Here is a 22,997-nt window from a genome sequence, read left to right as displayed (position 1 = left end):
GTCGACTCCTTATTCCTCTACACGCACTTCGCGGAACATCCCCATTTCCATGTGGTACAGGAGATGGCAGTGATAGGCCCAGCGTCCCAGTGCATCGGCTGTCACTCGGTAACTGCGCTTCGAGCCTGGTGGCATATCAATAGTGTGTTTGCGAACAAGGAATTGGCCATTCTCGTCTTCTAGGTCGCTCCACATGCCATGCAAATGGATGGGGTGAGTCATCATGGTGTCGTTGACAAGAACGATCCGGACTCGCTCGCCGTACTTCAGTTTTAACGGCTCGGCGTCCGAAAACTTCACGCCGTTGAAAGACCAGGAAAACTTCTCCATATGGCCAGTCAAGTGCAGTTCGATAGTCCGACTTGGCTCACGGCCATCTGGATCCTCAAACGTGCTCTTTAGATCAGAATACGTCAGCACTTTTCGACCATTCTCGCGAAGGCCCATGCCAGGATCATCAAGCTTTGGCGACGTTGTCATTGCCTGCATGTCGACGAGAGGGTTGTTGGATTCTGTGGCTGGGTGCGACTGCATTTCTCCCATACCACTCATGCCGTCGATAGACATTTTGCTGTGATCCATCCCAGCCATGCTGTCCATGCCGGACGTGTCTTGCGTAGCGCCATGGTTCATACCTTTCATGGCACCGCCGTCCATGCTTGACATGCTCTCCATTGGGCCGTCACCCATACCGGCCATCTTGCTGTGATCCATTCCAGCCATATCGCCCATACCAGCCATCGAGCCATGATCCATACCGGCCATACCCATGTCAGCCATGGTGACGAGAGGACGTGGGTCTAGCTCAGGTACCGGAGCGGCCAGGCCAGACCGGACGGCCAAGGTGCCTCTTGCGTACCCCGACCGATCCATCGCCTGCGCAAACAGTGTGTAGGCGTCTTGAGTTGGTTCGACGATCACATCGAAAGTCTCGGCAGTGGCGATCCTGAACTCATCCACGCTCACAGGTTTGACATACTGGCCATCGGCAGCCACGACAGTCATCTTCAAACCCGGAATACGGACATCAAAGTAGCTCATGGCTGAACCATTGATGAACCTCAACCTAAGCTTTTCGCCAGGTTTGAAGGTGCCCGTCCAGTTGGAGTTCGGCGCGTGGCCGTTCATCAAGTAGGTGTATGTCGCGCCACTGACGTCTGCAATGTCAGTGGGATTCATCTTCATTTCGGCCCACATCTTGCGGTCAGCGACGGTGGCTGACCAACCTTTGTCAGCTACGTCATGGATGAAATCACTGACTGTGCGTTTGTGGGTGTTGTAGTAGTCAGACTGCTTCTTCAATGTTTTCATCAGCGAAGCCGGATCTTCATCCGTCCAGTCGGTAAGCATCACCACGTATTCACGGTCATACTCAAACGGCTCGGGCTCCTTCGCGTCGATTACCAGTGGGCCGTACACACCTACCTGTTCTTGGAAGCCGGAGTGACTGTGATACCAGTACGTTCCGTTCTGCTTGACCTTGAATTGATAGACATACGTGCCGTTAGGCTCGATCCCATGGAAGCTAAGGCCCGGCACGCCGTCCATATTCGCGGGGAGGATAATCCCGTGCCAGTGGATTGATGTCATATCCTTGAGGCGGTTCTTGACCCGCAAGGTCACGGTATCGCCCTCACGCCAGCGCAGCTGAGGCCCCGGAATCCCACCATTGATTGTCATGGCAGTCCGGGCATTCCCAGTGATATTTACCGGTGTCTCTCCAATAAAGAGGTCGAACTCTGTACCTGACAGGACATTAGTCTCGCCCAAGCTACGGGCCGCCCAAATAGGGGTATGCCAGAGGCCTAAGCCACCGAGAATCCCGCCTGCGGTGAGACCTTTCACAAAGGTGCGCCGAGAAGTTTTGGAATGCATACCGATTTATGTCCCGTCAGTCGGATGTCAGGTGCACGCACGTTGGCATGTTCCCGAGGGTTCACGCTTTGGATAGCTAGAGCGCTTGATACATCGGAAGATGCCATAAGCCAGCAAACGGGGTGATTACATTTCCGTAAGCTGGGCGGCTCAGCATTGATGCTTCTGCTCTTCAGCCGTGGGCTTTTCCTGTGCAATATCCTCTTGCACTTGCACTTGCGCTTGTGAGACGGGTTTGGTGGTGGCCATTGCCGTCTCGCGAGCTCGTTCCATGCGCTCAACCGCACGGTCGCCGCCACCTTCGGCAAAGGCCAGGGACGATATAGCCAAACTGAGTGTAAGAATTACAACTTTGGTTGCTTTCATAGTGCATCTCCTTCAAAGAATTGACTCTCGATGAAACCAGAGAGTTTGAGCGTCAGCTCGATGAGGATGATGAGGGGACGCACCTGTCAGCACGCTTAGCCGGTGATTACACTTTTGACAGCACACGGAGAAGCTCAACATCTGAAAGATCGACGGGCGTCATAAAATTTGACCGCACCACAGAACCGACAGCCGGCTGCATAAATTGATGTAGATCAACTTTGGCACTTCGATGTGCTGTATGTTGATAAATCAAAACCCGTTAATCAGTACCGGAGATTCTCCATGTTCTGGTTTCGCCATCGTCAACCAACGTTCATACGCCTCGCCATCGTGCTGTGGGTGTTAGCGTTTGGTCTGGCAGCGAGCCAGGGATGTCTGTCACAGCCCAGCCACAATCCAGCTACAACGCATGTCTCGCTGAACACTCCGCAAGATAACGAAAGCCACGACGCCCATGCCCTCGGCTGCCTTCAGCACTGCGCCGATGCGGCGATAGCTGTAAGTCCTTCGCTCCATCTTCAAACATTTGATCTGTTCAGTTGGACGTTTCTGCTCCTTATCCCAGCGTTGCTGATTTTGTATCCCGCCAATCCCTCCGCTTTTGCCTTTCTTGCATTACGACGCCCTGTACCTGCCAGACCTCCTGCCCGCTTGATTTTCGTTCGTTTCAACGATTAATCCGACCTTCTGTGCGCCGATCTTCGGCGCATTGTCTGGCTGCGCCTATCTGGTGCGGCTCGGTATTACCTGAGTTGTCCTGACCCTTTGGAGATTGCCATGCATGCCTCATTGAAATTTATCCTCGCCACCCTGCTCGTGAGCAGCCCACTCATGGCCTCGGCAGTTGATGAGCATCACCCGGAGCAGACGCCGACCGCGCCCGCCCAGACAAGCGAAGCAGCTACGCCGATGCAAAACACTGTCATGACCGAGCAAATGCAAAAAATGCAGGCTGCACACGACAAGGCAGCCGCCGCCAAGACCCCTGCCGAGCGACACGCCGCCATGCAGGAGAGCATGAAGACGATGAAGGACAGCATGGCCATGATGCATAAGAACTGTCATGGCATGGGCATGGGCGGCAACAAAGACGGCACGGAGATGGGAATGATGAACATGATGATGAAAATGATGGATCAGCAATCGAGCATGATGAACATGCCGATGAGCAAGTGACGCGCACAAGCCTATAGGCAATGCAGCGACGGTTTTACCTTAGCCAATTATGCCAAGGGTAAAACTGCCGCCCATTACACCTATACGACGTATCACTAAACAGCACTCCTCAGGAGTAAAAACCATGATGAATTCACCACATTCAACTAACAACTCTCCAACATTTTGGAGGAGTAAACCCGGCATAGCGCTGGGCATGCTGCTGGTGATCGCGCTGTTCTATCTGGCTAGAGAACACTACGGCCATATGTTGGGCTTACTGCCTTACATGATTTTGCTGTTGTGCCCGCTGATGCATTTTTTCGGGCACCACCACGGTGGTCACAGTCATCACGGCGACACCTCAGTCTCAACTAAAGATGCGAACAGGAGTTAGCTCATGCACACCCCTGAGGTTCGTCAAGAGCACGGCCCAATACAGAACTCTGAACCCCAACCCACCGGCTCCCATGACCCGGTATGTGGCATGACCGTCAGTAACGACAGCCAGTTCAGCACGGAATATGAGGGGCAAAACTACCGGTTCTGCAGCCAGAAATGCCAAACGACCTTCAGGGCAGCGCCCGAGCGTTATCGAATATCCCAACTGAAAATCGAACCAGTCCCTCAGACAACAGCAGAACCGGTAACGGGTGCCGCTGAATACACATGTCCAATGCATCCGGAAGTTCGCCAGATCGGCCCCGGCGTCTGCCCTAAGTGCGGCATGACCTTAGAGCCGGTGATTCCCGAATTGGAGGAAGAAGAGAACTTAGAACTCAAGGACTTCACCCGGCGCTTCTGGTGGACATTGCCACTGACAGTGATCGTCACCGTGCTGGCTATGGGTGGCCATGCCCTGGAGCTGTTCCATGGCACCACGCAAAATTGGGTCGAGCTGGGATTGGCTACACCCGTCGTGCTGTGGGCTGGCTGGCCGTTTTATGTGCGTGGTGTGCGTTCGGTGATTCAGCGAAGTCCGAACATGTGGACGCTAATCGGCCTCGGCACGGCGGCGGCCTTCCTTTACAGCGTCGTGGCCACCCTGACCCCCGATGTATTCCCCAGCAACTTCATGATGGAGGGTCGCATCGGTGTGTACTTCGAAGCGGCGGCTGTGATCATTTCACTGACCCTTCTCGGCCAGATGCTTGAACTCAAGGCTCGCTCGCAAACCTCGGCTGCCATCAAGTCGCTGCTTGGACTTGCACCCAAAACTGCCCGACGGATCAATGCCGATGGCACGGAAGAAGACATCCCTCTGACACACGTACACAGCGGCGACACATTACGTGTGCGTCCGGGAGAAAAAGTACCTGTCGACGGCCAGGTATTGCAAGGCGAAAGCGCTGTAGATGAGTCGATGCTCACCGGCGAACCGATACCGATCATGAAGAGGGCCGGCGACGCGCTGATCGGCGCCACTCTCAACATCCACGGCAGTCTGGTGATGCAGGCGCAGAAGATAGGGTCGGCGACCCTGCTCGCACAGATTGTGCAGATGGTTGTGCAGGCACAACGCTCAAAAGCGCCGATGCAACGGCTGGCAGACGTGATTGCCAGTTACTTCGTGATCGTTGTGATTGCTATCGCCGCGCTGACTCTACTCGGCTGGGGGCTGTGGGGGCCCGAGCCAAGTTGGGTGTTCGGACTGATCAACGCTGTCGCGGTCATGATCATCGCCTGTCCCTGTGCCCTTGGCCTAGCGACACCGATGTCAGTCATGGTTGCCACCGGCAAGGCTGCTGGCAGCGGCGTATTGTTTCGCGATGCCGCCGCCATCGAAAACCTGCGCAAGATAGACATCTTGATAGTCGACAAAACTGGCACCCTCACTGAAGGTCGACCAGCGTTCCATAGTGTCGAGGCCGTACCCGGATTTACTCAGGATGAAGTGTTGCGCTTGGCCGCAAGTCTCGATCAGGGCAGTGAGCATCCATTGGCCCACGCCATCGTCGAGCAGGCTCGTGCCGCAGGGCTAAAACTGGTGACACCTGAAACCTTCGAGTCAGCCTCAGGTATTGGTGTAAGCGGTCAGGTCGAGGGTCGCAGCCTGATGCTAGGCAATACCGCGTTGATGCAGGAGGCCGGCGTTTCCACAGAGAGCTTGCAAGAACATGCCGAGAAGCTACGCGGCGACGGTACGAGCATCATGTACCTGGCAGTCGATGGCGCCCTAGCGGGTTTGCTGGCTGTTGCCGACCCCATCAAACCCACCACGAAGCTGGCCGTCGAGCGTCTGCAGGCGGATGGCGTCAAGGTCATCATGGCCACTGGCGACGGCCTTACGACTGCTCGCTCGGTAGCTCGCCAGTTGGGCATCGAGGAGGTTCACGGCGAGGTCAAACCGCAAGATAAAGAGCGTCTGGTGGCATCTCTGCAACAAGCCGGACACCGGGTGGCGATGGCCGGCGACGGCATTAATGATGCCCCCGCACTGGCTCGCGCTGATGTAGGTATCGCCATGGGCACTGGCACTGACGTGGCGATGAACAGCGCTCAGGTCACCCTGGTCAAGGGGGATCTGCTCGGTATCCTGCGTGCTCGCAGCCTGTCAGTCGCAACGGTGAGAAATATGCACCAGAACCTGACCTTCGCCTTCCTTTACAACGCCATGGGTATCCCACTGGCTGCCGGCTTGTTCTTTCCACTTACCGGTCACCTTCTGTCACCGCTCATTGCCGCACTGGCCATGAGCGTGAGCTCGGCGTCGGTGGTATTCAACGCCTTGCGTCTGCGCCAGGCTTCCATTGATTGAGTGAAAACGACCGCTTGACCTTGCCATGGCAGCAAGGTTGAGGATAAGCCAACGCCGCAGAAAAGCCTCATGCGTCAGTCTTTCCATGATCAATTTTGTTGTGAGGAGTCACCAATGAAAGCTGTTGAACTGCAAGTCCAGGGCATGAGCTGTGGTTCATGTGTCAAACATGTCACCGAAGCGCTGCGCCCAGTTGAAGGCGTCAGGGACGTAACAGTGGATCTACAAGCCGGACGGGTGAAGGTCAGCGGCGATTCGGACAGCCATGCGCTGCTTGCAGCCCTGGAGAACGCGGGCTATCCAGCACAGCTGGCGACAGTGGAAAGCGTAGCGAGTAAGAAAACCTCGGGCTGTGGCGGGAACGGCGGCGGTTGCTGCTGCCGGTAAGGATTATTTTCAAACTGGAGAACTCCCATGAATAACAGTATGCGTATCGCTGTGTTCACGACACTACTCATGGCCGGAGCGGCACAAGCCGCTGAAGTCATCGACGTTTACCGCGATCCTAACTGCGGCTGCTGCAAGGACTGGATAAAGTATCTTGAAGTCAATGGCTTCAGCGTGCGCGACCATGTTGAGTCCAACATGAGCGAAGTCAAACAGCGCCTCGGCGTCGCTCCGCGCTTGGCCTCCTGTCATACCGCGATGATCGACGGAAAATTTGTCGAAGGGCATGTGCCGGCAGCACAGATTCTCGACCTGAAGAATCACCCCGACCTCGTCGGAATTGCGGTGCCGGGTATGCCCGCTGGTTCGCCTGGAATGGAATACGGCCAAACCAAACAGCCGTATCAGGTGATAGGTCAGACCCTAACGGGTACCGATCAAGTAGTTGCCGATTATCCTAGCCATTGACGACTACGTTATCGGTTCGTCGAAGCCTTGCACCTGGGCCTTTATGATTCGTGTGAGATCGATATCTGTATGACGTTTTCCGTGAAAGTTTACTTCTTCAGTGTTCAGCACAATTGCGCTCCTTGGGCAGCCTGTATGGCGTGACCAGAAGTCCCACGCGGAATCGATCACGCTGATGCCGTGCGGGAGCCTTGGTAAATTTCAGGCCGTGCGAATCATGTCCGCGTGATAGATCGGACGAAGGTTGCCCAGCGCATCGCTGCTAAAGCTAGGTTGGTGTGAACTGTGGTACGTGGAGCCTGTTTCTACTTCTAATAGGCACACCACGCACTCGTCCTTATCCTCACCGACGGTCGCCTTGGTCATTGTCTCCATGCGCCAACTTTTTGTTCCGTTCATATACGCCGGCGTGACCACTTGAACATCGGTAATCATGATCTCGTCGTCCTGGGCGACCAGAATTTCCTGTAGCTGAGGTTCGCTATCGACCATCAGCACTGCCTCATACATTCGGCCCTCATGCTTGGTCTGTACAGTCACGTGATACCAATGTGTGCGGAGTATTCTGGAGACCTGGCGCCAGTGGCACTGACCCTCTCCAAACATACCAGGTAGACCGACCATGTTTGCGTCGTGTGTTCTAAACATCGTGTTTCCTTAAATCCCTAGTTGCTCTGATATGAAGCGCAGTTAGACGAAGGAGAAAACGTCCTTCAGGCTGGAAGGTTGTTCATGACCAGGGCCAACCAAGATGTAGGCGGTGTTCCTGGTTTCGAACACACCGTCTTCAAAACGTGTGCACATAGTCGAACGCACCCAATCACCCCGCTCAAAACGACCCTGACTATCCTCGACCACATTGTGAGCAAACACGATCATCGGGAGCTGGCCCGCTACCTGAATGGTGTTGAGTTCGTCAGGAGTGAATTCGATGCGAAATATTGTCCAGTCCTGAATCAGGCAATACGGCTTCCTAGGAAAGCGCTCGGCCACTAAAGCTAGAGCTTCAGAACTGCTTGATAGACCTTCTAGCGGTGTGCGCGGCCCCTTCATAAATTCGAGTTCTCCGACGCTAGCCATAGGTTTTCCTCTCAGTAATTACGATCAAATTGACAACTCAGCCCTCTGACCGCCGATCACGCTGGCCAGGCTGACCCACGCCAGTGCCGTCTTCTCAGGCCTTTGGCTTGAAGGGGGCGCTATTAAACCTCCACACAACCCAAGAGGCAATCATAATGAACCCATTAGGGTGTGTTATGACGGATTGAGTTGTGGCCTTATCCTCGGTTTTGATTGGGGAGAAACCGATGGAAGCGGCAGAAGCGCTGGCTGTCGTGGTTCGTGGGATTCGCAGAGGGCAAGGTCTCTCTCAAGAGGACATCAACAGCTTGGGCCGCTCCCACTTCAGCCGAATAGAGCGAGGAGAGGTAAATGTCTCGCTTGATGTCCTGATACGGCTCGCCGGGGTACTAGATCTAGATCCGGCCACGCTGGTGCTGATGGTGACCTCGCTGCAAGCTCACGAGTCATTCAGAGACGGTCAAAAACGTATATCGAAGCAACTGGGCAGAATCAAAAAGGCAGGGATCGATCTTGAAATTGAGTCGCAGGCTCGGGCTGGGAAACCACGCCCTGGTCGACCTGCCCGTTCTGGGGCAGCTATTAATGCGCTTGAGGCCTATCGATTGAAGAAGGATGGGAGGCCCGTTGTCGAGATCGCAGAAAAGTTGGAGGTATCTGAAGCGACTGTTCGTAGATATTTGAAAGCAATCACACTCGAACAGTCGTGATTTTCAAATGACCAGCTCCCGACTAAAAATGTCAGAGGAGGGGCTGCTGTGGAAGACTGCTCTGGAACACCTTGGCCCCATAGACCTCCATCAAATGGTGGTCGAATTATGGATAAACGCCCGGCCACCGGTTCGCAGAACTGTCGAGTACCTGGACAGCGACATCGTTGGCGATGATGTACTGAATATACTTAAAATTGCCCAAATCACTGTCGGCGCGGTTGTTCCTTACAGGCCCGTTGAGTCAGGCAGGATCGCGATCTATTCCGCTCACGCCGAGCATCTTGCACATAGGTTATTGCACGCCATGCCGGTCGGAAAGCTTCCGCCCAGTTTGAAGGGGGCTCGGCTTGAGGCTGAGCTGGAAATGTAGATCTCACTTGGCGATGGCAGGCGTCTTGGCGCTATACATATGGCGCAGGAAGGTTACCCATGAGAGATGGCTCTCGAGCATCTGGGCTTAGAGGGTGTGCTTCAATCCTATTAGAAATTGTCGAGCTAAGCTCCGCCCTTTGAGATGTTGTATGAACTCTGAATTAACTGAAGAAGAAATGCGTCGTGCCCTGTTCGGTACGCCTGAGCCCGAAGACCAGGTGTCTGCTCCTGTAGTAGAGGAGCCTGTGCCAGAGGTTGTCTTTACGAAGCCGGTAGCTGCTCCCGTAGCAAAGAAGAAAGCGGCGAAAGCGTTTACGCCCAGGCTTAGGGTCACGCTCCGGGTTGGGAACGAATTTGAGGGGAAGATGCAGGAGTTGACTCACGAGGCCGACACGTTGAGCTCGTTGCTTGCCGAGCAAGAGGCTGTGAAGGGTGCCAGGAAGAAGTACAAGTATGTGGAAGTGGTATCGGTTAAATCGATGTAGACGATGCAGTTGGGCTGATTTAGCTAGAAATTCGTGCGCCTAGCCAGCGTGCCTACCGCGCCCAGTTGGGCGATGCGCCGAGACCTGATGAGCCAGAGCTACACGGCGAAGGTAGACCAGTTACGGGCGGTAAAGGCCAGGTAGCAGATGCGAAGGTCAAGTTGGTACGGCGCTCCGAGAGTGTTCTGATTTTGTCGTGAAAGCGCGGAAGTATCTTATGAGCATTGTTGATGGCTTTTAGCCTCGATGCCAGCTAGATTTGGAGCTTTCTACAATCAAGGATGGATATGAAAAAGCTCATCGCAGTCATGGGGATGTGTGTCGCACTTGGCGGTTGCGCTACGTCTCACTACAACGCAGGCCGAGACTTTCCGTCGGCTAGTGTAGCGAGCATCACCAAAGGCAAAACCACGACTGCTGAGTTGAAGTCGCTGTTTGGTGAGCCCTACGCCAAGAGCGCAGTCAGTGAGACTGACGAGAAGTGGATCTACACCTACACCAACGGCTCAGCCCATGCTCAAAGCTACGTGGTCACCATGAAGGTGACGACTACGGGCACTCAGAAAACTCTCGACGTCTTGATCCGAAATGACGTGGTCATCAACTACACGTTCAGCGAAGGCCCCGCTCCAGGCACTACCACTGCGACGAATTGAGTCGTCACCTTGCCATTGGGCGACCCACTGCGCTCAGTAAGTTGTTGATGGAGCAAGCTCATGGACAGAACGTATGCCTTCGTGGATGAGTCCGGGAATTCCGACCTAGAGACGTCAAAGGGTGGGAGCTCGGGCTTCTTCATCGTGTGCTCCATTCTAGTGGCAGAGAAAGACCTGGAAGCTGCTTATGCCCAAGCTGAAGCACTCCGCAAGCGTCATTTTCAAACAGGCGAGATCAAATCCAGCAATCTGAAGCCCAAGGATTCAGATCGCCGAGGCCGGATCCTTAACGAGCTGGCCGAGCTGCCATTCAAGCTCTATTTCACCGTCGTTGATAAGTCCCGAATTCACAAAGACGGTGGCCTCCGTATCAAGACCTCGTTCATAAAATACGTGAACGGGTTGCTCTATGAACGTTTGTTCCGCGCATACCCTGACCTCCAAATGATCGTAGACGAGCATGGTGGCCAGGAATTTCAGGAGAGCCTCAAAAGCTACGTTGCAGAACGATTCGTGGACGACCTATTTGGCGATAAGGATGCCTTCCAGACGATGGCCAGTAAGGACAACGTTTTGGTTCAGGTTGCAGATTTTTTTGCTGGTTCAGTCGCTCAGATCTACGAAGAGAAAGCATCGGAAGAAGCGGTTTTTGCCTACAAAAAGATCCTGCGCAGTCTGACTCTAGGCATGTTGGAGTGGCCATCGAAGTACCAGTCTCTTCTGCCGCCGCCAACGAATGAGGCTGGATATGCAGACTACCAGATACACCAGGAGGCTCTACGCCAAGCAGACCATTTTAGCGAGCGCGTTGAGGAACATCCCGATGAGAATGAGCATCTGCAGCTAAGCATCTTACGATTCTTGAGATTTCAGAGCGAATTCGTCACCAAAGACTACGTGCCAACTGCAGAGATCATTGCCCACCTCAAAGACAGTGGCTTCGGAGAGGTCAACGACCAGAGAATTCGCTCCAGTGGCGTTGCAAAACTTCGCGACGCGGGGGTAATCATTTCTAGCGCCGTTAAGGGTTATAAAATTCCCCAAACACGTGCGGACATTAATGACTTCCTAGAGCGAGCATCAGGCATCGTCGTTCCTCTTCTCGAACGAGTTAAAAAGGCACGAGAGGTGTATCGGCTGAGTAGTCGAGGAGAATATGACATCGTGACGGCAGCCAACCTGACTGAGCTAGGCAAGCTGCTCGCTGCGCTCGAAGCGTTTGCAGATGACTGAACTCAGTCATGGCAACCCGCCTCCTGTGAGCGCCCCAACGCGCCTGCACAGCCTCAGCCGTACCTATATCCAGTGACGGACATTTTAAAAGGGTAAGTCTTCATCACTGAGGGGCAAGTGCGCTACTGGCGGTTTTGGCGTCAAAGCTTTATGAATGCCCTCAAGCCGACCTAGCATCTCGTCGAAGGTAATCACCAGGACATCCTTTAGGCTGTTCCGATACTGCTCGAAGGCTCGCTGCTCACCAATCTTTGATGGGGTACGGCCAATGATGACAATGGCCGCCACGGCATGTGCGTGGACACGGTCATCGAGATCCTCGCTCAGACCGAGAATGTTCTTCTGCAGAACGCTTCGCTGGCTGATGACCTGGGCCACGGATCCACCGAGCTCGTAAGATGGTACGTAGGTCTTGCGGTAGGCTTTTCCGAGTAGGTCGTGCTGAGGGTGTTTGATCTCGATCAGAGCAAGGTTTCCTGTGGCCTTCGCAGCCATCAGAAAGTCGGAATACTGACCCCCTTGACCTCTGACGTCCTTACCACCGACATAGGGCTGTTCTGCAATCATCTTGACGGGATAACCGAACGCCATGTCGAGTACGAAAGAGTGCTCACTCAGGAAGCGTTGCCACTTGTTCTCGGCGGCGTTGCTTTCCAGCATTTTCCGGTACACCTCAATGAGTTCGCCGAGCGTTATGAACTCGATCTCAGACTTCAGCTGATACAGGGTTTTCGGTGCAGATTTCGCCAGCGCGGGGACGCTTTGCTGGGCAAGCATGACGGCCTGCTTTTGATCTTTGGGTGATAGACGGGGTGCAACTGACCCCAGCGCTACCAGATTTGCAAGCAGATCTGGCGGGAGCTTGCGTTCACGGGGAGGATAAAGCTCGGGGGCCGCTTTGTGCAGGAGCCCCGTGTAGCAAACAAGTTTTTTGTCGGCAGCGGTTTCTCGCTGATGCCGCTGAGTTAGCCGATCAAGGCTTCGCTCCATTTTCTCAAGCTGAGCAACGCCTAAACAGAATTGATTGCCTTCGATTTTCGCATCAAAGTTCCCTGGCCCACCATGCAGAAACAGTGTGTCGATCCCCTCCAAATCATTTAAAGCCTGGATGATGTATCGGTACTCGTAGTGGAAGCCGAGACCGTAGCGCCAGTCTTTGGTGAGCCCTACAGGGAGAAGTCCTAGTAAATCCTCAAGCTCATCCTGATTGTTAGGATGTGGATATTCTTGGAAGACAGGGCGAGTGACCACTATCGACTGGATGGTGTCGTACTTGGGCTTACCGTACTCAGAGTGTTCCGAGCGGGCGTTGATAGGATAAATGGTCAAATACTCGGAGGTGACCATCAATAGGAGATGCCAGCCTGACCCATTGTCCGGCAGAGGTACATCGCTGTAGAAAACGAGTGTGGGGCCATAGAAGTCATTTTCGTCGTATTCGCCCGACTCCAGTGCTTCGACTTCTCCCTCGCTCAACCCTCTCGCTTCGCCATTGTCGAAACGAAGGAATGGGCCGCCATCCGCGCGCTGTTGCATGGTGTACTGTGAGGGGCGCATAGATGGCATGTGCTTTCGTCCTTGATCGAGATATGGTTTCTACTTGCCCGCGCACTGGTGGGGCCAAAGCGAGTCTAGCGAGCCCCTAGTGTCCCGGAAAAGTGATTGATGGGAAGCTGAGGCGGTTCGCTTGCTGTAGCTTCTGCTTCAAGCTCAGCAGTCATCCTGGCAACCCTTGCTAAGCAATTTCGGATACCTGGGTTTGCTCCTGGTGAGTTCGATAGCATATTGAATTGACTCAGGGCCGTCAGTGCCGATTCGAATTCGTATTTTCTTTTTGGGCCAAGATCATTTCGAATGGAGCTATCTAGGTGAGCACCATCACGGCATGCGGCAGCAATCGACCGACAAGGGCCGAATGTATCTACCTTCGATGACGGCATTTCAGCACTATCAAGCGCCGCAACGGCTGCTTTGACCATTTGTTGGATCTCTGCATAAAAGCTTCCATCCAAAATCTTTCTCCAGTGAGCGCTTATCCTTTGATTATGCAGGCTTCCTACTTTTACACAGGTATGCGGGAAGTGTTTTAGAACAAGCAGATACATACCTGCCTACGCGAGGATACAAAAGTGGCCCTGAAAGGCTGCCCATTGGGTCTTCCTTGGCGATGTCGTATGCTCGTCTTGTTGCGCTTGGTCAAGGAAGGGCGGCATGCCTAAAATAAAACCGTTGGATATGAAGTTCCTCGACCTTCTTTTCGAGATGGAACAGGGCTACGTCTTGGACTTCTCGAATCGTACCTTGTCCCAGTTCTTCCTTGGAGAGCTGGAGATTGATATTGATGACCCGCTTTTCGCTGCGGACGGTATTTCCAAAGCGAAGCGCCTCCGTTCTTTCCTCACGCTTGCGGATACGACGACTTGCGTGCGAGCGTTGAACTCCCTCTGGCAGTATCGTCAAGCCACCCTGTCCAACCAGCGCAAAGATGAGCCTGTGGTGAATGCCGAGGGGCGATTCTTGACCCTGATCCAAGGCTTGGAAGCAGGCTCGCCGAGAAATGAAGTCATAGGCGATCCCTTTGCTGCAGTGCGCCAGGTCAGCGTCGATCAGGCGGCTCGTCTGAAGCAGGCTCTACTGGAAGTTCATAAGCTCGCGCCTCAAGCCCGTGGCTACGCTTTCGAAACATTCCTGCAACAGCTCTTCGAAGCCTCGAATCTTCAGCCTCGTGCCCCATTTAGGAATACGGGTGAGCAGATTGACGGTAGTTTCCTCTGTCGCGGTGATATCTACCTCGTGGAGGCTAAGTGGGTGTCCAACCCTGTTGGGGTAGGTGAACTTCATATCCTTCAGGGCAAGATCAACGAGAAGGCAGCTTGGACGCGAGGAGTGTTCATCAGCTATTACGGTTTCACCAATGTAGGGCTCGAAGCTTTTGGGCGCCGTAAAAGCCTAATATGTATTTCAGGAAAGGACATCCACGAAGCGCTGGAGAAACAGATACCTTTCGCAGATGTCATCGACCGGAAGGTGCGAGCAGCCGCTGAGACAGGCTCGGTATTTGTTCAAGTAGCGGAGTTGTTTTAGTAGAAATTTATCTCTTGCGGGGGGCTCTGTGATGAAAGTGTGAATGGCCTATCACGAAGCTGGAGAAGGGGTATTGGCCCAGCGACGTTAGGTGAAATGGTTGTTGACACTGTTGTGTCTCATAGGTAATCTGAAATGGTATGTGTCTGGCACCAAGTCCTCCAGGAGGAAAAGACCTCTTTATCGGCAAACCAAACCCCGTCGTAGAGAGCCAGAGACCCCGAGCAAGACCTCTAAAAAACCGCCTCTATGGGCGGTTTTTTTTGTCTGTCTTTTAGCATTTCTAAATGCTTGATCTTGGGATAGAGGGAGTTGAGTGCTGGCAGTCCTCAACTCTTCCATCATGCGTTGAGAGGCGTAATCCGAAACCTCACACCGCCATGGGCAATGGTGAGCACCGTTTGACCCTTCACTAAGCTTGACAAATTACGCTTGGCCATCGAGAAAGGGATCGATGCGCGACGCTTATAGGCCCGATGGCTGGACAACCCATCCTCACTGCACACCCATTTGAAGTGCTCGTGGTTGTGAGAATCGGTATACCCTGCTGCCAGGTCTTTATCCATCATGGCAAGGAGCGAAAGGGTTCGGTCATATTCTGTGTTCACGCGTTGAATGCTTTGTTCAGGCGTGGACGGTGCCGGCTGTACGACCCTCAGCGGCGCCGATGTCGGACGAATAACGCGCTCTTCCATCAAGTCTCCGCGCTTCCAGATTGGCTCCCAATGGGAGATCCGGTTTCGGATATCGTTGACGAGGCCAACACGTGCTTCTAGCCAATCCAGATTCTTGGCTAAAGAAAAATTTCTGTTGGTGTTTGGGAATACTAGCGGAAGAACGACTCCCCACTGCGTATTGGTTTCCTTGCTGATGTTTGTCCAGAAACCGAAGGTGAGGTTGGACACCACATCGTGGTGGGTGAAGGATGATTTCCTTCGAAGCCTATTTAACGTTTTCGATAAGCCCCCATCGTTATGCTTATTAAGGGATAGATGGTCGTACCAGTCCATCGAGTCTACGATGACTTGGTTCAGCCGCTGCGAATGAAATCGGCTCAGCTCTTGGTGGTACGCGTTTCGCATAACGACTTCGACAAGGTGGATCAATGGTACGAATGACCGGGACACCTCGTTGTTCCACTGATAGCACGCATAGACATCATGGTCATCGACAGCGTTGAAGTAAGTTTTGTAGTTACGTAGGCGCGGGGCGGACAGCGCCTTGATGAAAGGGTCTACATCGAGCGGTCGCATAGACAATCCGTTGAAAGGCAGGCTGATATTATCGAGGCCCACCCAAGCTCCTGACAAGGGGCGGTCTGAGACCATGAGTTCCAGGATGTAGCTTAAGTGCGGCCATTAACCGTTTAGACGGTTTTGAAGGTAGAAAAACTCATGCAGCCACCATCGTGGTAAATCGAAATTGGACTCAACCCTCTTGGCCATGACCAAGAGGGTCGGACGGTCTCAGCAATACCCGTCAGCGCTAGGCCACAGGGTCGGGAACCGCTTTCAGGTTCATCTGGGCTTCAAAGATGAGCAGGTCGCTCTCTTCATTTTCCCTCATGAGCCCAATGACCTTGGAGCTGACCTGGATCTCGCCATTGTTATCGAGGCGAACGTAGCGGGGATATCGATCAAGCAACAGCTCGGAGAGTCCTCGACTGTATCCCTCGCGAATCAGCTTGATCTTCGCGTCGTCGGTGGTGCCATACTTGATCCGTTTGTAAAAATCGGGATCAATCGCACCTACACCATTCAGAACCTCTACAAATTTGAAAATCTTGTTGTCAAAAAAGTCATCTTCTTCTTTGAGTCGTACTATGGCGAGGTTAACTTTCTCAATATCATCTTTGGTTGAGATTCTGACCCAGTATGTGTAATGGCTATCGCCGTATTTAGTGTCCCCCCAATTCGACACGTAAACATAATCTGTCCCTTTCTTCTCGGGGAGTTCGCGCCAGTATTTAAGCGTAGATCGCAGAATTTGTTTGACGCTATATTTTTTCAATTTCCAGTCCAGGAACATGGCGTAGAAATCAATCGTAGCTTTATTCTGGAGTCGCTTCAGATCGCTATACTTTCGCTTGTCATCGAATTTGTCGATGAAGCACTTCTTGATTTCCAGTAGCAGCCGGTCGGCATTGTCGATCAAGCCATTCGCTTCAACCGACATGTTTATGGAATCGTCGATTTCTTCTTCGGAGGTGAAGACATCGATTTCGCTAACGCTGTTGGCTATCAGTAGACGGCCAACCTCCGTTTTCACGTATTTGCATTCTTGGCCAGTGACCACACCCGGCTGAAGGTTTTCAAGCCTTGCAACAGCGTCACGATGACGATCTGCCACCTCGCCATCCAGGATGGTGGTTGCCTCGAGGAGAACGTTACTTACACTGTCTTGGTCAACCTTCGAGACGTTCACGGCCTTTTCGTAAAATGTCAGGAGGTTAGATTTTTTGTTCGTGTAGCCATCTACGCCCAAAAGGTAGATGCTCGACTCAAGTTTTTAAGCGTGGTTCCCGCTTCGGGTGCGAACACCTCACTGAACCTATTCACCCGCCCAATCAGATTCTTGAATTGGGAGGGTGTCAGATTCCCTCTTCCTTTCGAATAGTCAAAGACGAAAAGTCGCTCAATAGGAAGGTTGACACCTTCAAGCAGAGTGGAATTGCACACCAGATATTTCATGGACTTGGACTGGTGGAACAAGTTCTCCAGATACAGTCGAATGGTGTCAGGGATGGAGCCGTGGTGGTACATGACGCCCTTGCGCAAACAAGAGATCAACCGATACCGCTTGTCGAATGCATCTTCAAGCTCATCGCAAGCTGTTTGAACCAGTGGGCACTCAATGTCAGGTAATGTCCCGGCGAGCTCGAGTGCGAACTGCTCAATACGCTTCTTGGTGTTTCCATAAATGATGTTTTTGGCTAGCGATTCGCGTTTAATTAGATCGAAGCAATTCTTGTACTTTCTGTCTATTTCTAACCATTGGTTGAGGAAATGATCATAGAACTTAAGCTTGCCATCGTTTTTGCCAGTCCTGAAGTCTCGAACGTAGAAACGCTCTGACTTGATATATTCGTCAACCCTGAAGCCCTTGGGCGTCATATCCAAGTAGCGAACGCGAACGTTGAGTTCATTGCAGAGGAATGGGGTCAGGAACTTGAATGAGGTCTGGGGGTTTCGAGCGCCCAAAATACATAACATTGTAGCCAAGAGTTCATTGCGGCTATCTCCCTGAAGGAGGTTGTGAGCCTCGTCGACAAAAACCATTTCGAACTTTAGGGTGCTGTATTCGTTAAGTAGCCGATTCAAGCGTTCTTGTGTAAGCACAAAAACCCGGTTATTTCGCTCGGGTGAGTACATCTCGGGGTGGGTTACAACCTTGCCCAGCTTCGGGATGTTTGCATAAATTAGCCGTTTCTTCGTCTGGGCCAATAACGCTTTCGATGGCACCAAAATAAGTATACGTTTTGATGGGTTTTCTTTGACGGACTTTATAATCAGCTCAGACTTTCCGTAAGAGGTCGGAGCGATAACGACTGACGAATTCTCATACTCGTCCTGAACGAAAGTTCTCAGTGTGTCCTGTTGCTCAGTCAGTACCATGCCTTGGTCACGGAAGGTATCTACGTAGCTGCTCACAATGTTTTGGATGAAAGACCTGCTTAGTCGTTCATCTTGCTCAAAAGATTTACCGATAAATGCAGTTACTGGAAGCAGGCCGCTGTTGACTGCTACGTCATAAAGCGGCTCGTATCGTCCTGTAAGATTTCCATAAAACAAAGTGATCCGATAGCCAAGGCGCTTTATTTCGGGCGCTTGGTGGTTAAGTAGTAAAACTGCAATCGCCAGAAGCTTCACAGTGTCCCCATCGGACATCTGGCTTCCGCGAAGAAGCTCCATGTAAATTTCTTTGAAACGGGTCTTCGCCAGTTCCTTGATAGTGAGCTCTTGCATTTAGCATCCTGCCTCTGCCCGGAGAAAGTCTTCCAGCTTCTGGAGTGTTCCTTTATGAAGCGATAACACCAAGACGGTTTTAAAAATAGGAGTCGCTGTCAAGGTAGTGGTGAAATCCGCAATGCTAGTCTCCATGATTTTATGCGAGACATCGTTAAACAAAGCGGATACTAGAACTACATTATTGTCTGATGCTACAGCGGAGTTTCCGTAGGCTTTGTCACCTTCCATGCCCAAGATGGCGAGCACAGATTCTTTGTAGGATTTCTTATCATTGATGGATTTCTGTGCGGCATTCATGGCGTTCAGCCAATGATTCATCTCTGACTCCGCGAGCCGACCTTTAAGGTCATCACGTGCCTTGGCGAGCATGGCCTTGCTGGCTGCGCACGAAGTTTTCTTTCCTGCTGCCCCTGACTTCACTTCAGTAATCCAAACCTCGTTGGTCGCTGGCTGGTAAAGAATGAGATCAAAGCCTTTTCTGATATGTTTTTCTTCCATATTGAAGAAGGGTGAAACCACATCAAAGTCGTCAAGCATCTCGAGGATTACGACATGCGCGAGCAACTCTCCCAGCATGCCAGTGCGGGTATTCTGATCCTTAGTTGAGTAGCGATCCCAGAATGACTTAAGCGTGGCCGCGTACTTGAAGACCACCATGCTTCGGCTGGCCTGGTCGGCACCGTGGCATATCCTGGTGAGGTTTGCCCTGAGAACCTTTTTCAAATCGTCTGAGAAGGTCTCAATGCAGCACATTGCGTACTGACCGGTTTGCTTGAATTTCACGCCATCCATAACACGAATATCCAAAGGGGCCGCAGCCTCTGAAGTCCGTCTCCAAACGCAGCGGTTCTGGGTTTAACCTCATTCCCGTCTGACTAGCGCTTGCTGGCTGGGCAATAGGCACTATACAAGGCAGGGTAGGTGCTGAGAGGGCAATGTGCCACTTAATACAAGGTATGGCGAGAAAACTCTGTTGAATTCTCCTCCTGTTCTAAGCCCCTATCCTTAGAGGATCGCTCCAAAAAGGCTGAGCGGCCACGGTAGGTGGAGCAGCTCTTTCCTTTTGGTTCGTAATGTGCGATATTCGTTTTGCACATAAGAAATATGCCGGCTAGGCCCAATGTTGTCGGTATAAGGTGCAAAAAAGATGTCGGAGGAACGGAGTGGGCACGCCGTTCAACCTCACCGAAGGCGCCGCATTGCTGAGCCTGATCGGTCGCCTGACCGGTTACACGCCGCGCTGGTTCACCTATTTCATCGGTGATGCCCACGTCTACGAAAACCACCTGGACATGCTCAACGAACAGCTCAAGCGCGAGCCGTTCCCGATGCCGAAACTGGTGATTTCCGACCGTGTGCCGGAGTTTGCCAAGACGGGTGTATATCAGCCGCAATGGCTTGAGCTGGTGGAGCCAAGCGACTTCTCGCTGGAAGGTTACGAACACCACGCGCCAATGACCGCGCCGATGGCAGTCTGAAGCCGTACCGCAATCCAGAGTAGGAGCTGGCGAAGGCTGCGATCTTTTGATCTTGCTTTTCAAAATCAAAAGATCGCAGCCTTCGGCAGCTCCTACAGGGGTTTTCGGTGTTGTTAGTGGCCGTGACTACGGCCCACATGGGAATGCTCCACCTCCGTCGCCACCACCCCGCCGCTTACTTCCAGCCGCTGCAAAATCCCGCATTGATCGACATCCGGCCCCTCGCCACAGCGCCGGCGCAGGTCAAGCAACTGTCTCTGCAAGGCCAGCAATCCGTCGATCCGGGCTTTTACATGATGAATGTGCTCGTCGATCAACGCGTTGACGCCGTCGCACTGATCCTGTGGACTGTCGCGAAAAGCCAGCAGGCTGCGGATCTCTTCGAGCGTCATGTCGAGGGTGCGGCAGTTGCGGATGAAGGTCAGGCGTTCGACGTGGGCCTGGGTATAGACACGGTAGTTGCCGTCGCTGCGGGCAGGTTCCGGCAACAGATTTTCGCGCTCGTAGTAACGGATAGTCTCAACGGCGCAGTCCGTGAGTTTCGCCAATTCTCCGATCTTCATGACGACCATTCTCCAAAACGGTGCTTGACCCTGTAGCGGCTACAGGGTCTTAACTAGGCAACAGGCACTCTTATGGACGCAACCAATGAGCGATTCCCTGCATTCCCACAAACCCGGGGCTGAGCACGAACACGGTCACACCCTGAAGCCTGTGCAAAAGCATGGCCACACGGGTCACGGCGACTCCTGCTGTTCATCCAGTGCGGCGGCCCCTTCGTTAATCACACTGAGCGAAGCGCCGACAACCGGGGCCCGACTGAGCAGTTTCCGCATCGAGGCAATGGATTGCCCGACCGAACAGACGCTGATCCAGAACAAGCTAAGCAAACTGACCGGTGTGCATCAGCTGGAGTTCAATCTTATTAATCGGGTTCTCGCAGTGTCCCACGATTTGCCCGGGATCGAGCCGATCGTCGAGGCGATCAAGTCCCTGGGCATGCACGCCGAACCGTTGCAACAAGGCACTCAAGCGCCCGCACAACCGCCTGTCAAAAAGCCTTGGTGGCCATTGGCGTTGTCCGGTGCAGGGGCGTTGCTGGCGGAAATTTTGCACTTTACCAGTGCCGCGCCGAACTGGGTGGTGGCGATTATTGCGCTGCTCTCGATCCTCAGTGGCGGTCTCGGCACTTATAAAAAGGGCTGGATCGCGCTCAAGAACCTCAACCTGAACATCAACGCACTGATGAGCATCGCCGTTACCGGCGCAATCCTTATCGGTCAGTGGCCGGAAGCGGCGATGGTGATGTTCCTGTTCACTGTGGCCGAATTGATCGAAGCCAGGTCCCTGGACCGTGCGCGCAACGCAATCAGTGGCTTGATGCAAATGACGCCGGAACAGGCAACCGTACTGCTGGCTGATGGGAGCTGGGGCGAACAGGATGTCAAAACCATCGCGCTCGGAGCCCGGGTGCGAGTGCGCCCCGGCGAGCGCATTGGTCTGGACGGTGACGTGCTGTCCGGCAACTCGACCATCGATCAGGCGCCGATCACCGGAGAAAGTCTGCCGGTGGAAAAAACCGTCGGTGACAAAGTGTTCGCCGGCACCATCAATCAGGCGGGTTCGCTGGAATATGCGGTCACTGCCGCCGCAGACAACTCGACCCTGGCACGTATCATCCACGCCGTCGAACAGGCCCAGGGCGCGCGGGCGCCGACCCAGCGTTTCGTCGACAGTTTCTCGAAAATCTACACCCCGGCAGTGTTTGTCCTGGCCTTGGCGGTGGCGGTGATTCCACCGCTGTTCATGGGGGCGCTGTGGTTCGACTGGATCTACAGGGCGCTGGTGTTGCTGGTGGTGGCCTGTCCGTGTGCGCTGGTCATTTCCACGCCGGTGACCATCGTCAGTGGCCTCGCAGCGGCGGCGCGCAAAGGCATTCTGGTGAAAGGCGGTGTCTATCTGGAGGGCGGTTACAAGCTCGACTGCCTGGCGCTGGACAAGACCGGCACGATCACCCACGGCAAGCCGGTGCAGACCGATTACCTGTCACTGGACCCCACCGCCGACGAGACGGCCCCGGCCATTGCGGCGGCGTTGGCCGGGCGTTCGGATCATCCTGTATCGCGGGCCATCGCCACAGCGGCTGTGGTTAAACACTCTGCGGTGCTCACTGTGGATAACTTCGAAGCGCTGGGAGGGCGCGGCGTGCGCGGCGAAATCAACGGCCAGATGTATCATCTGGGCAATCATCGACTGGTCGAAGAACTGGGCTTGTGTTCGCCAGCCCTGGAGGAAAAGCTGTTCGCCCTGGAAAAACAGGGCAAGTCGGTGGTGCTGTTGCTCGACCAAGCCGGCCCTTTGGCGCTGTTTGCGGTGGCCGACACCGTCAAGGAGTCCAGCCGCGAAGCGATCCAGCAGTTGCATGATCTGGGTATCAAGACGTTGATGCTCACCGGCGACAACGTTCATACCGCCCGGGCAATCGCTGCGCAAGTCGGCATCGATGAAGCCCGGGGCGATTTGCTGCCGAGCGACAAGTTGCAGGCCATCGAGGCCCTGTATGCACAGGGTCATCACGTTGGAATGGTCGGAGACGGCATCAACGACGCTCCAGCACTGGCGCGATCAGAGATCGGTTTCGCGATGGCGGCGGCCGGTACCGACACAGCGATTGAAACCGCCGACGTTGCCCTCATGGACGACGATCTGCGCAAAATTCCGGCATTCATCCGCCTGTCGCGGCAAACATCGAGCATCCTCAAGCAGAACATTGCGCTGGCATTGGTCATCAAAGCGATCTTTCTTGGGGTAACCTTCGCCGGGCTCGCTACCATGTGGATGGCGGTGTTCGCCGACATGGGCGTGAGCCTGTTGGTGGTGTTCAACGGTTTGCGCCTGCTGCGCAAATAACGGATG

General features: G+C 53.6%; 25 protein-coding genes and 1 pseudogene. 15 read left to right on the top strand and 11 right to left on the bottom strand.

Translation table 11 applies throughout. The annotated features are described in order from the left end of the window. Nucleotides 1–9: 9 nt before the first annotated feature. Together AD668_RS25660 and AD668_RS25655 are read right to left on the bottom strand one after the other, a co-directional pair. On the bottom strand, nt 10–1,875 hold the full coding sequence (locus tag AD668_RS25660) for a copper resistance system multicopper oxidase (protein ID WP_053163493.1): 1,866 nt from the start codon (nt 1,873–1,875) through the stop codon (nt 10–12). A gap of 150 nt (nt 1,876–2,025) precedes the next feature. Further along, on the bottom strand, nt 2,026–2,241 hold the full coding sequence (locus AD668_RS25655) for a co-regulatory protein PtrA N-terminal domain-containing protein (protein ID WP_053163490.1): 216 nt from the start codon (nt 2,239–2,241) through the stop codon (nt 2,026–2,028). Nucleotides 2,242–2,526: 285 nt separating this feature from the next. Here AD668_RS25655 and AD668_RS29200 point away from each other — a divergent pair, with 285 nt between their 5' ends. The 6 genes from AD668_RS29200 (at nt 2,527) to AD668_RS25630 (ending at nt 7,012) form a co-directional block, all read left to right on the top strand. Then, entirely contained in the window at nt 2,527–2,922 is a 396-nt protein-coding gene (locus AD668_RS29200) for a hypothetical protein (RefSeq protein WP_082344562.1), read from the top strand. A gap of 99 nt (nt 2,923–3,021) precedes the next feature. Continuing rightward, nucleotides 3,022–3,420: a hypothetical protein gene (locus AD668_RS25650; protein ID WP_053163487.1), complete on the top strand. Its 399-nt coding sequence runs from the start codon at nt 3,022–3,024 to the stop codon at nt 3,418–3,420. Nucleotides 3,421–3,544: 124 nt separating this feature from the next. Beyond that, the gene (locus tag AD668_RS30110; RefSeq protein WP_053163485.1) at nt 3,545–3,796 is read left to right on the top strand and encodes a DUF2933 domain-containing protein; all 252 of its coding nucleotides are present in this window, start codon (nt 3,545–3,547) and stop codon (nt 3,794–3,796) included. Nucleotides 3,797–3,886: 90 nt separating this feature from the next. Next, the gene (locus AD668_RS25640; RefSeq protein WP_371259846.1) at nt 3,887–6,157 is read left to right on the top strand and encodes a heavy metal translocating P-type ATPase; all 2,271 of its coding nucleotides are present in this window, start codon (nt 3,887–3,889) and stop codon (nt 6,155–6,157) included. 114 nt (nt 6,158–6,271) lie between these two features. Next, nucleotides 6,272–6,544, top strand: a complete 273-nt coding sequence (locus AD668_RS25635) for a heavy-metal-associated domain-containing protein (RefSeq protein WP_053163478.1) — start codon at nt 6,272–6,274, stop codon at nt 6,542–6,544. 27 nt (nt 6,545–6,571) lie between these two features. Continuing rightward, nucleotides 6,572–7,012, top strand: coding sequence for a DUF411 domain-containing protein (locus tag AD668_RS25630; protein WP_053163476.1), 441 nt, complete (start codon nt 6,572–6,574; stop codon nt 7,010–7,012). 201 nt (nt 7,013–7,213) lie between these two features. On the opposite strand, the gene AD668_RS25625 is transcribed toward AD668_RS25630, so the two are convergent. Together AD668_RS25625 and AD668_RS25620 are read right to left on the bottom strand one after the other, a co-directional pair. Next, nucleotides 7,214–7,522, bottom strand: a complete 309-nt coding sequence (locus AD668_RS25625; protein ID WP_256220773.1) for a hypothetical protein — start codon at nt 7,520–7,522, stop codon at nt 7,214–7,216. Between the two features lie 180 nt (nt 7,523–7,702). Next, the gene (locus AD668_RS25620) at nt 7,703–8,092 is read right to left on the bottom strand and encodes a hypothetical protein (protein ID WP_053163469.1); all 390 of its coding nucleotides are present in this window, start codon (nt 8,090–8,092) and stop codon (nt 7,703–7,705) included. Between the two features lie 227 nt (nt 8,093–8,319). On the opposite strand from AD668_RS25620, the gene AD668_RS25615 reads away from it, so the two are divergent. From AD668_RS25615 to AD668_RS25595, 6 genes and pseudogenes are all read left to right on the top strand, one after another. Beyond that, nucleotides 8,320–8,802 carry a helix-turn-helix domain-containing protein gene (locus AD668_RS25615; RefSeq protein WP_053163466.1) on the top strand — a complete coding sequence of 161 codons (483 nt, stop codon included), beginning with the start codon at nt 8,320–8,322 and terminating at the stop codon, nt 8,800–8,802. Between the two features lie 7 nt (nt 8,803–8,809). Beyond that, nucleotides 8,810–9,175 carry a hypothetical protein gene (locus tag AD668_RS30105; RefSeq protein ID WP_053163463.1) on the top strand — a complete coding sequence of 122 codons (366 nt, stop codon included), beginning with the start codon at nt 8,810–8,812 and terminating at the stop codon, nt 9,173–9,175. A 151-nt stretch (nt 9,176–9,326) separates the two neighbouring features. Further along, entirely contained in the window at nt 9,327–9,662 is a 336-nt protein-coding gene (locus AD668_RS25605; protein ID WP_053163460.1) for a hypothetical protein, read from the top strand. Between the two features lie 33 nt (nt 9,663–9,695). Next, nucleotides 9,696–9,806, top strand: a pseudogene (locus AD668_RS29190) (DUF4113 domain-containing protein); the annotation flags it as partial. A gap of 143 nt (nt 9,807–9,949) precedes the next feature. Continuing rightward, entirely contained in the window at nt 9,950–10,318 is a 369-nt protein-coding gene (locus AD668_RS25600; RefSeq protein WP_053163457.1) for a hypothetical protein, read from the top strand. Between the two features lie 60 nt (nt 10,319–10,378). Then, on the top strand, nt 10,379–11,551 hold the full coding sequence (locus AD668_RS25595; RefSeq protein ID WP_053163454.1) for a DUF3800 domain-containing protein: 1,173 nt from the start codon (nt 10,379–10,381) through the stop codon (nt 11,549–11,551). A gap of 84 nt (nt 11,552–11,635) precedes the next feature. Here the strand turns inward: AD668_RS25595 and AD668_RS25590 are convergent, their stop codons facing one another. Together AD668_RS25590 and AD668_RS29610 are read right to left on the bottom strand one after the other, a co-directional pair. Continuing rightward, nucleotides 11,636–13,117, bottom strand: coding sequence for a Shedu immune nuclease family protein (locus AD668_RS25590; protein WP_053163451.1), 1,482 nt, complete (start codon nt 13,115–13,117; stop codon nt 11,636–11,638). A gap of 65 nt (nt 13,118–13,182) precedes the next feature. Next, complete coding sequence (locus AD668_RS29610; protein WP_156322395.1) at nt 13,183–13,656, bottom strand: hypothetical protein; 474 nt, start codon at nt 13,654–13,656, stop codon at nt 13,183–13,185. A 106-nt stretch (nt 13,657–13,762) separates the two neighbouring features. Here AD668_RS29610 and AD668_RS25585 point away from each other — a divergent pair, with 106 nt between their 5' ends. After that, nucleotides 13,763–14,635 carry a restriction endonuclease gene (locus AD668_RS25585; RefSeq protein WP_053163447.1) on the top strand — a complete coding sequence of 291 codons (873 nt, stop codon included), beginning with the start codon at nt 13,763–13,765 and terminating at the stop codon, nt 14,633–14,635. Between the two features lie 341 nt (nt 14,636–14,976). Here AD668_RS25585 and AD668_RS25580 read toward each other — a convergent pair whose 3' ends face one another. From AD668_RS25580 to AD668_RS25570, 4 genes are all read right to left on the bottom strand, one after another. Then, nucleotides 14,977–15,930: an Abi family protein gene (locus tag AD668_RS25580; protein WP_053163444.1), complete on the bottom strand. Its 954-nt coding sequence runs from the start codon at nt 15,928–15,930 to the stop codon at nt 14,977–14,979. Between the two features lie 190 nt (nt 15,931–16,120). Further along, entirely contained in the window at nt 16,121–17,059 is a 939-nt protein-coding gene (locus AD668_RS30100; RefSeq protein ID WP_256220772.1) for a hypothetical protein, read from the bottom strand. A 50-nt stretch (nt 17,060–17,109) separates the two neighbouring features. Then, nucleotides 17,110–18,600: a DEAD/DEAH box helicase gene (locus tag AD668_RS30095; protein WP_256220771.1), complete on the bottom strand. Its 1,491-nt coding sequence runs from the start codon at nt 18,598–18,600 to the stop codon at nt 17,110–17,112. Then, entirely contained in the window at nt 18,601–19,395 is a 795-nt protein-coding gene (locus tag AD668_RS25570) for a Hachiman antiphage defense system protein HamA (protein ID WP_053163440.1), read from the bottom strand. It abuts the gene before it with no gap. Between the two features lie 344 nt (nt 19,396–19,739). Here AD668_RS25570 and AD668_RS25565 point away from each other — a divergent pair, with 344 nt between their 5' ends. Continuing rightward, a complete protein-coding gene (locus tag AD668_RS25565) occupies nt 19,740–20,081 on the top strand; it encodes a thymidylate synthase (protein WP_256220770.1) in 342 nt (113 codons plus the stop codon). A gap of 113 nt (nt 20,082–20,194) precedes the next feature. Here the strand turns inward: AD668_RS25565 and cadR are convergent, their stop codons facing one another. Then, a complete protein-coding gene (gene cadR, locus AD668_RS25560; protein WP_053163434.1) occupies nt 20,195–20,644 on the bottom strand; it encodes a Cd(II)/Pb(II)-responsive transcriptional regulator in 450 nt (149 codons plus the stop codon). Between the two features lie 85 nt (nt 20,645–20,729). On the opposite strand from cadR, the gene AD668_RS25555 reads away from it, so the two are divergent. After that, complete coding sequence (locus AD668_RS25555) at nt 20,730–22,991, top strand: heavy metal translocating P-type ATPase (RefSeq protein WP_053163433.1); 2,262 nt, start codon at nt 20,730–20,732, stop codon at nt 22,989–22,991. Nucleotides 22,992–22,997: the final 6 nt, after the last annotated feature.

The sequence above is a fragment of the Pseudomonas sp. P1.8 genome (assembly GCF_001269805.1).
In the GTDB taxonomy this organism is placed as follows: domain Bacteria; phylum Pseudomonadota; class Gammaproteobacteria; order Pseudomonadales; family Pseudomonadaceae; genus Aquipseudomonas.
Note: the sequence above shows the minus strand (reverse complement) of the source record. Positions and strands in the feature narration are given on the sequence as shown.

Coding starts and splice junctions, on each gene's coding strand:
- AD668_RS29610 (WP_156322395.1), bottom strand. CDS start 13,656: ATGTATCTGCTTGTTCTAAAACACTTCCCGCATACCTGTGTAAAAGTA.
- AD668_RS25555 (WP_053163433.1), top strand. CDS start 20,730: ATGAGCGATTCCCTGCATTCCCACAAACCCGGGGCTGAGCACGAACAC.
- AD668_RS30110 (WP_053163485.1), top strand. CDS start 3,545: ATGATGAATTCACCACATTCAACTAACAACTCTCCAACATTTTGGAGG.
- AD668_RS25595 (WP_053163454.1), top strand. CDS start 10,379: ATGGACAGAACGTATGCCTTCGTGGATGAGTCCGGGAATTCCGACCTA.
- AD668_RS30095 (WP_256220771.1), bottom strand. CDS start 18,600: ATGCAAGAGCTCACTATCAAGGAACTGGCGAAGACCCGTTTCAAAGAA.
- AD668_RS25615 (WP_053163466.1), top strand. CDS start 8,320: ATGGAAGCGGCAGAAGCGCTGGCTGTCGTGGTTCGTGGGATTCGCAGA.
- AD668_RS25635 (WP_053163478.1), top strand. CDS start 6,272: ATGAAAGCTGTTGAACTGCAAGTCCAGGGCATGAGCTGTGGTTCATGT.
- AD668_RS25630 (WP_053163476.1), top strand. CDS start 6,572: ATGAATAACAGTATGCGTATCGCTGTGTTCACGACACTACTCATGGCC.
- AD668_RS25585 (WP_053163447.1), top strand. CDS start 13,763: ATGCCTAAAATAAAACCGTTGGATATGAAGTTCCTCGACCTTCTTTTC.
- AD668_RS25625 (WP_256220773.1), bottom strand. CDS start 7,522: ATGTATGAGGCAGTGCTGATGGTCGATAGCGAACCTCAGCTACAGGAA.
- cadR (WP_053163434.1), bottom strand. CDS start 20,644: ATGAAGATCGGAGAATTGGCGAAACTCACGGACTGCGCCGTTGAGACT.
- AD668_RS25640 (WP_371259846.1), top strand. CDS start 3,887: ATGACCGTCAGTAACGACAGCCAGTTCAGCACGGAATATGAGGGGCAA.
- AD668_RS25655 (WP_053163490.1), bottom strand. CDS start 2,241: ATGAAAGCAACCAAAGTTGTAATTCTTACACTCAGTTTGGCTATATCG.
- AD668_RS25605 (WP_053163460.1), top strand. CDS start 9,327: ATGAACTCTGAATTAACTGAAGAAGAAATGCGTCGTGCCCTGTTCGGT.
- AD668_RS29200 (WP_082344562.1), top strand. CDS start 2,527: ATGTTCTGGTTTCGCCATCGTCAACCAACGTTCATACGCCTCGCCATC.
- AD668_RS25620 (WP_053163469.1), bottom strand. CDS start 8,092: ATGGCTAGCGTCGGAGAACTCGAATTTATGAAGGGGCCGCGCACACCG.
- AD668_RS25570 (WP_053163440.1), bottom strand. CDS start 19,395: ATGGATGGCGTGAAATTCAAGCAAACCGGTCAGTACGCAATGTGCTGC.
- AD668_RS25650 (WP_053163487.1), top strand. CDS start 3,022: ATGCATGCCTCATTGAAATTTATCCTCGCCACCCTGCTCGTGAGCAGC.
- AD668_RS25660 (WP_053163493.1), bottom strand. CDS start 1,875: ATGCATTCCAAAACTTCTCGGCGCACCTTTGTGAAAGGTCTCACCGCA.
- AD668_RS25590 (WP_053163451.1), bottom strand. CDS start 13,117: ATGCCATCTATGCGCCCCTCACAGTACACCATGCAACAGCGCGCGGAT.
- AD668_RS25600 (WP_053163457.1), top strand. CDS start 9,950: ATGAAAAAGCTCATCGCAGTCATGGGGATGTGTGTCGCACTTGGCGGT.
- AD668_RS30105 (WP_053163463.1), top strand. CDS start 8,810: ATGACCAGCTCCCGACTAAAAATGTCAGAGGAGGGGCTGCTGTGGAAG.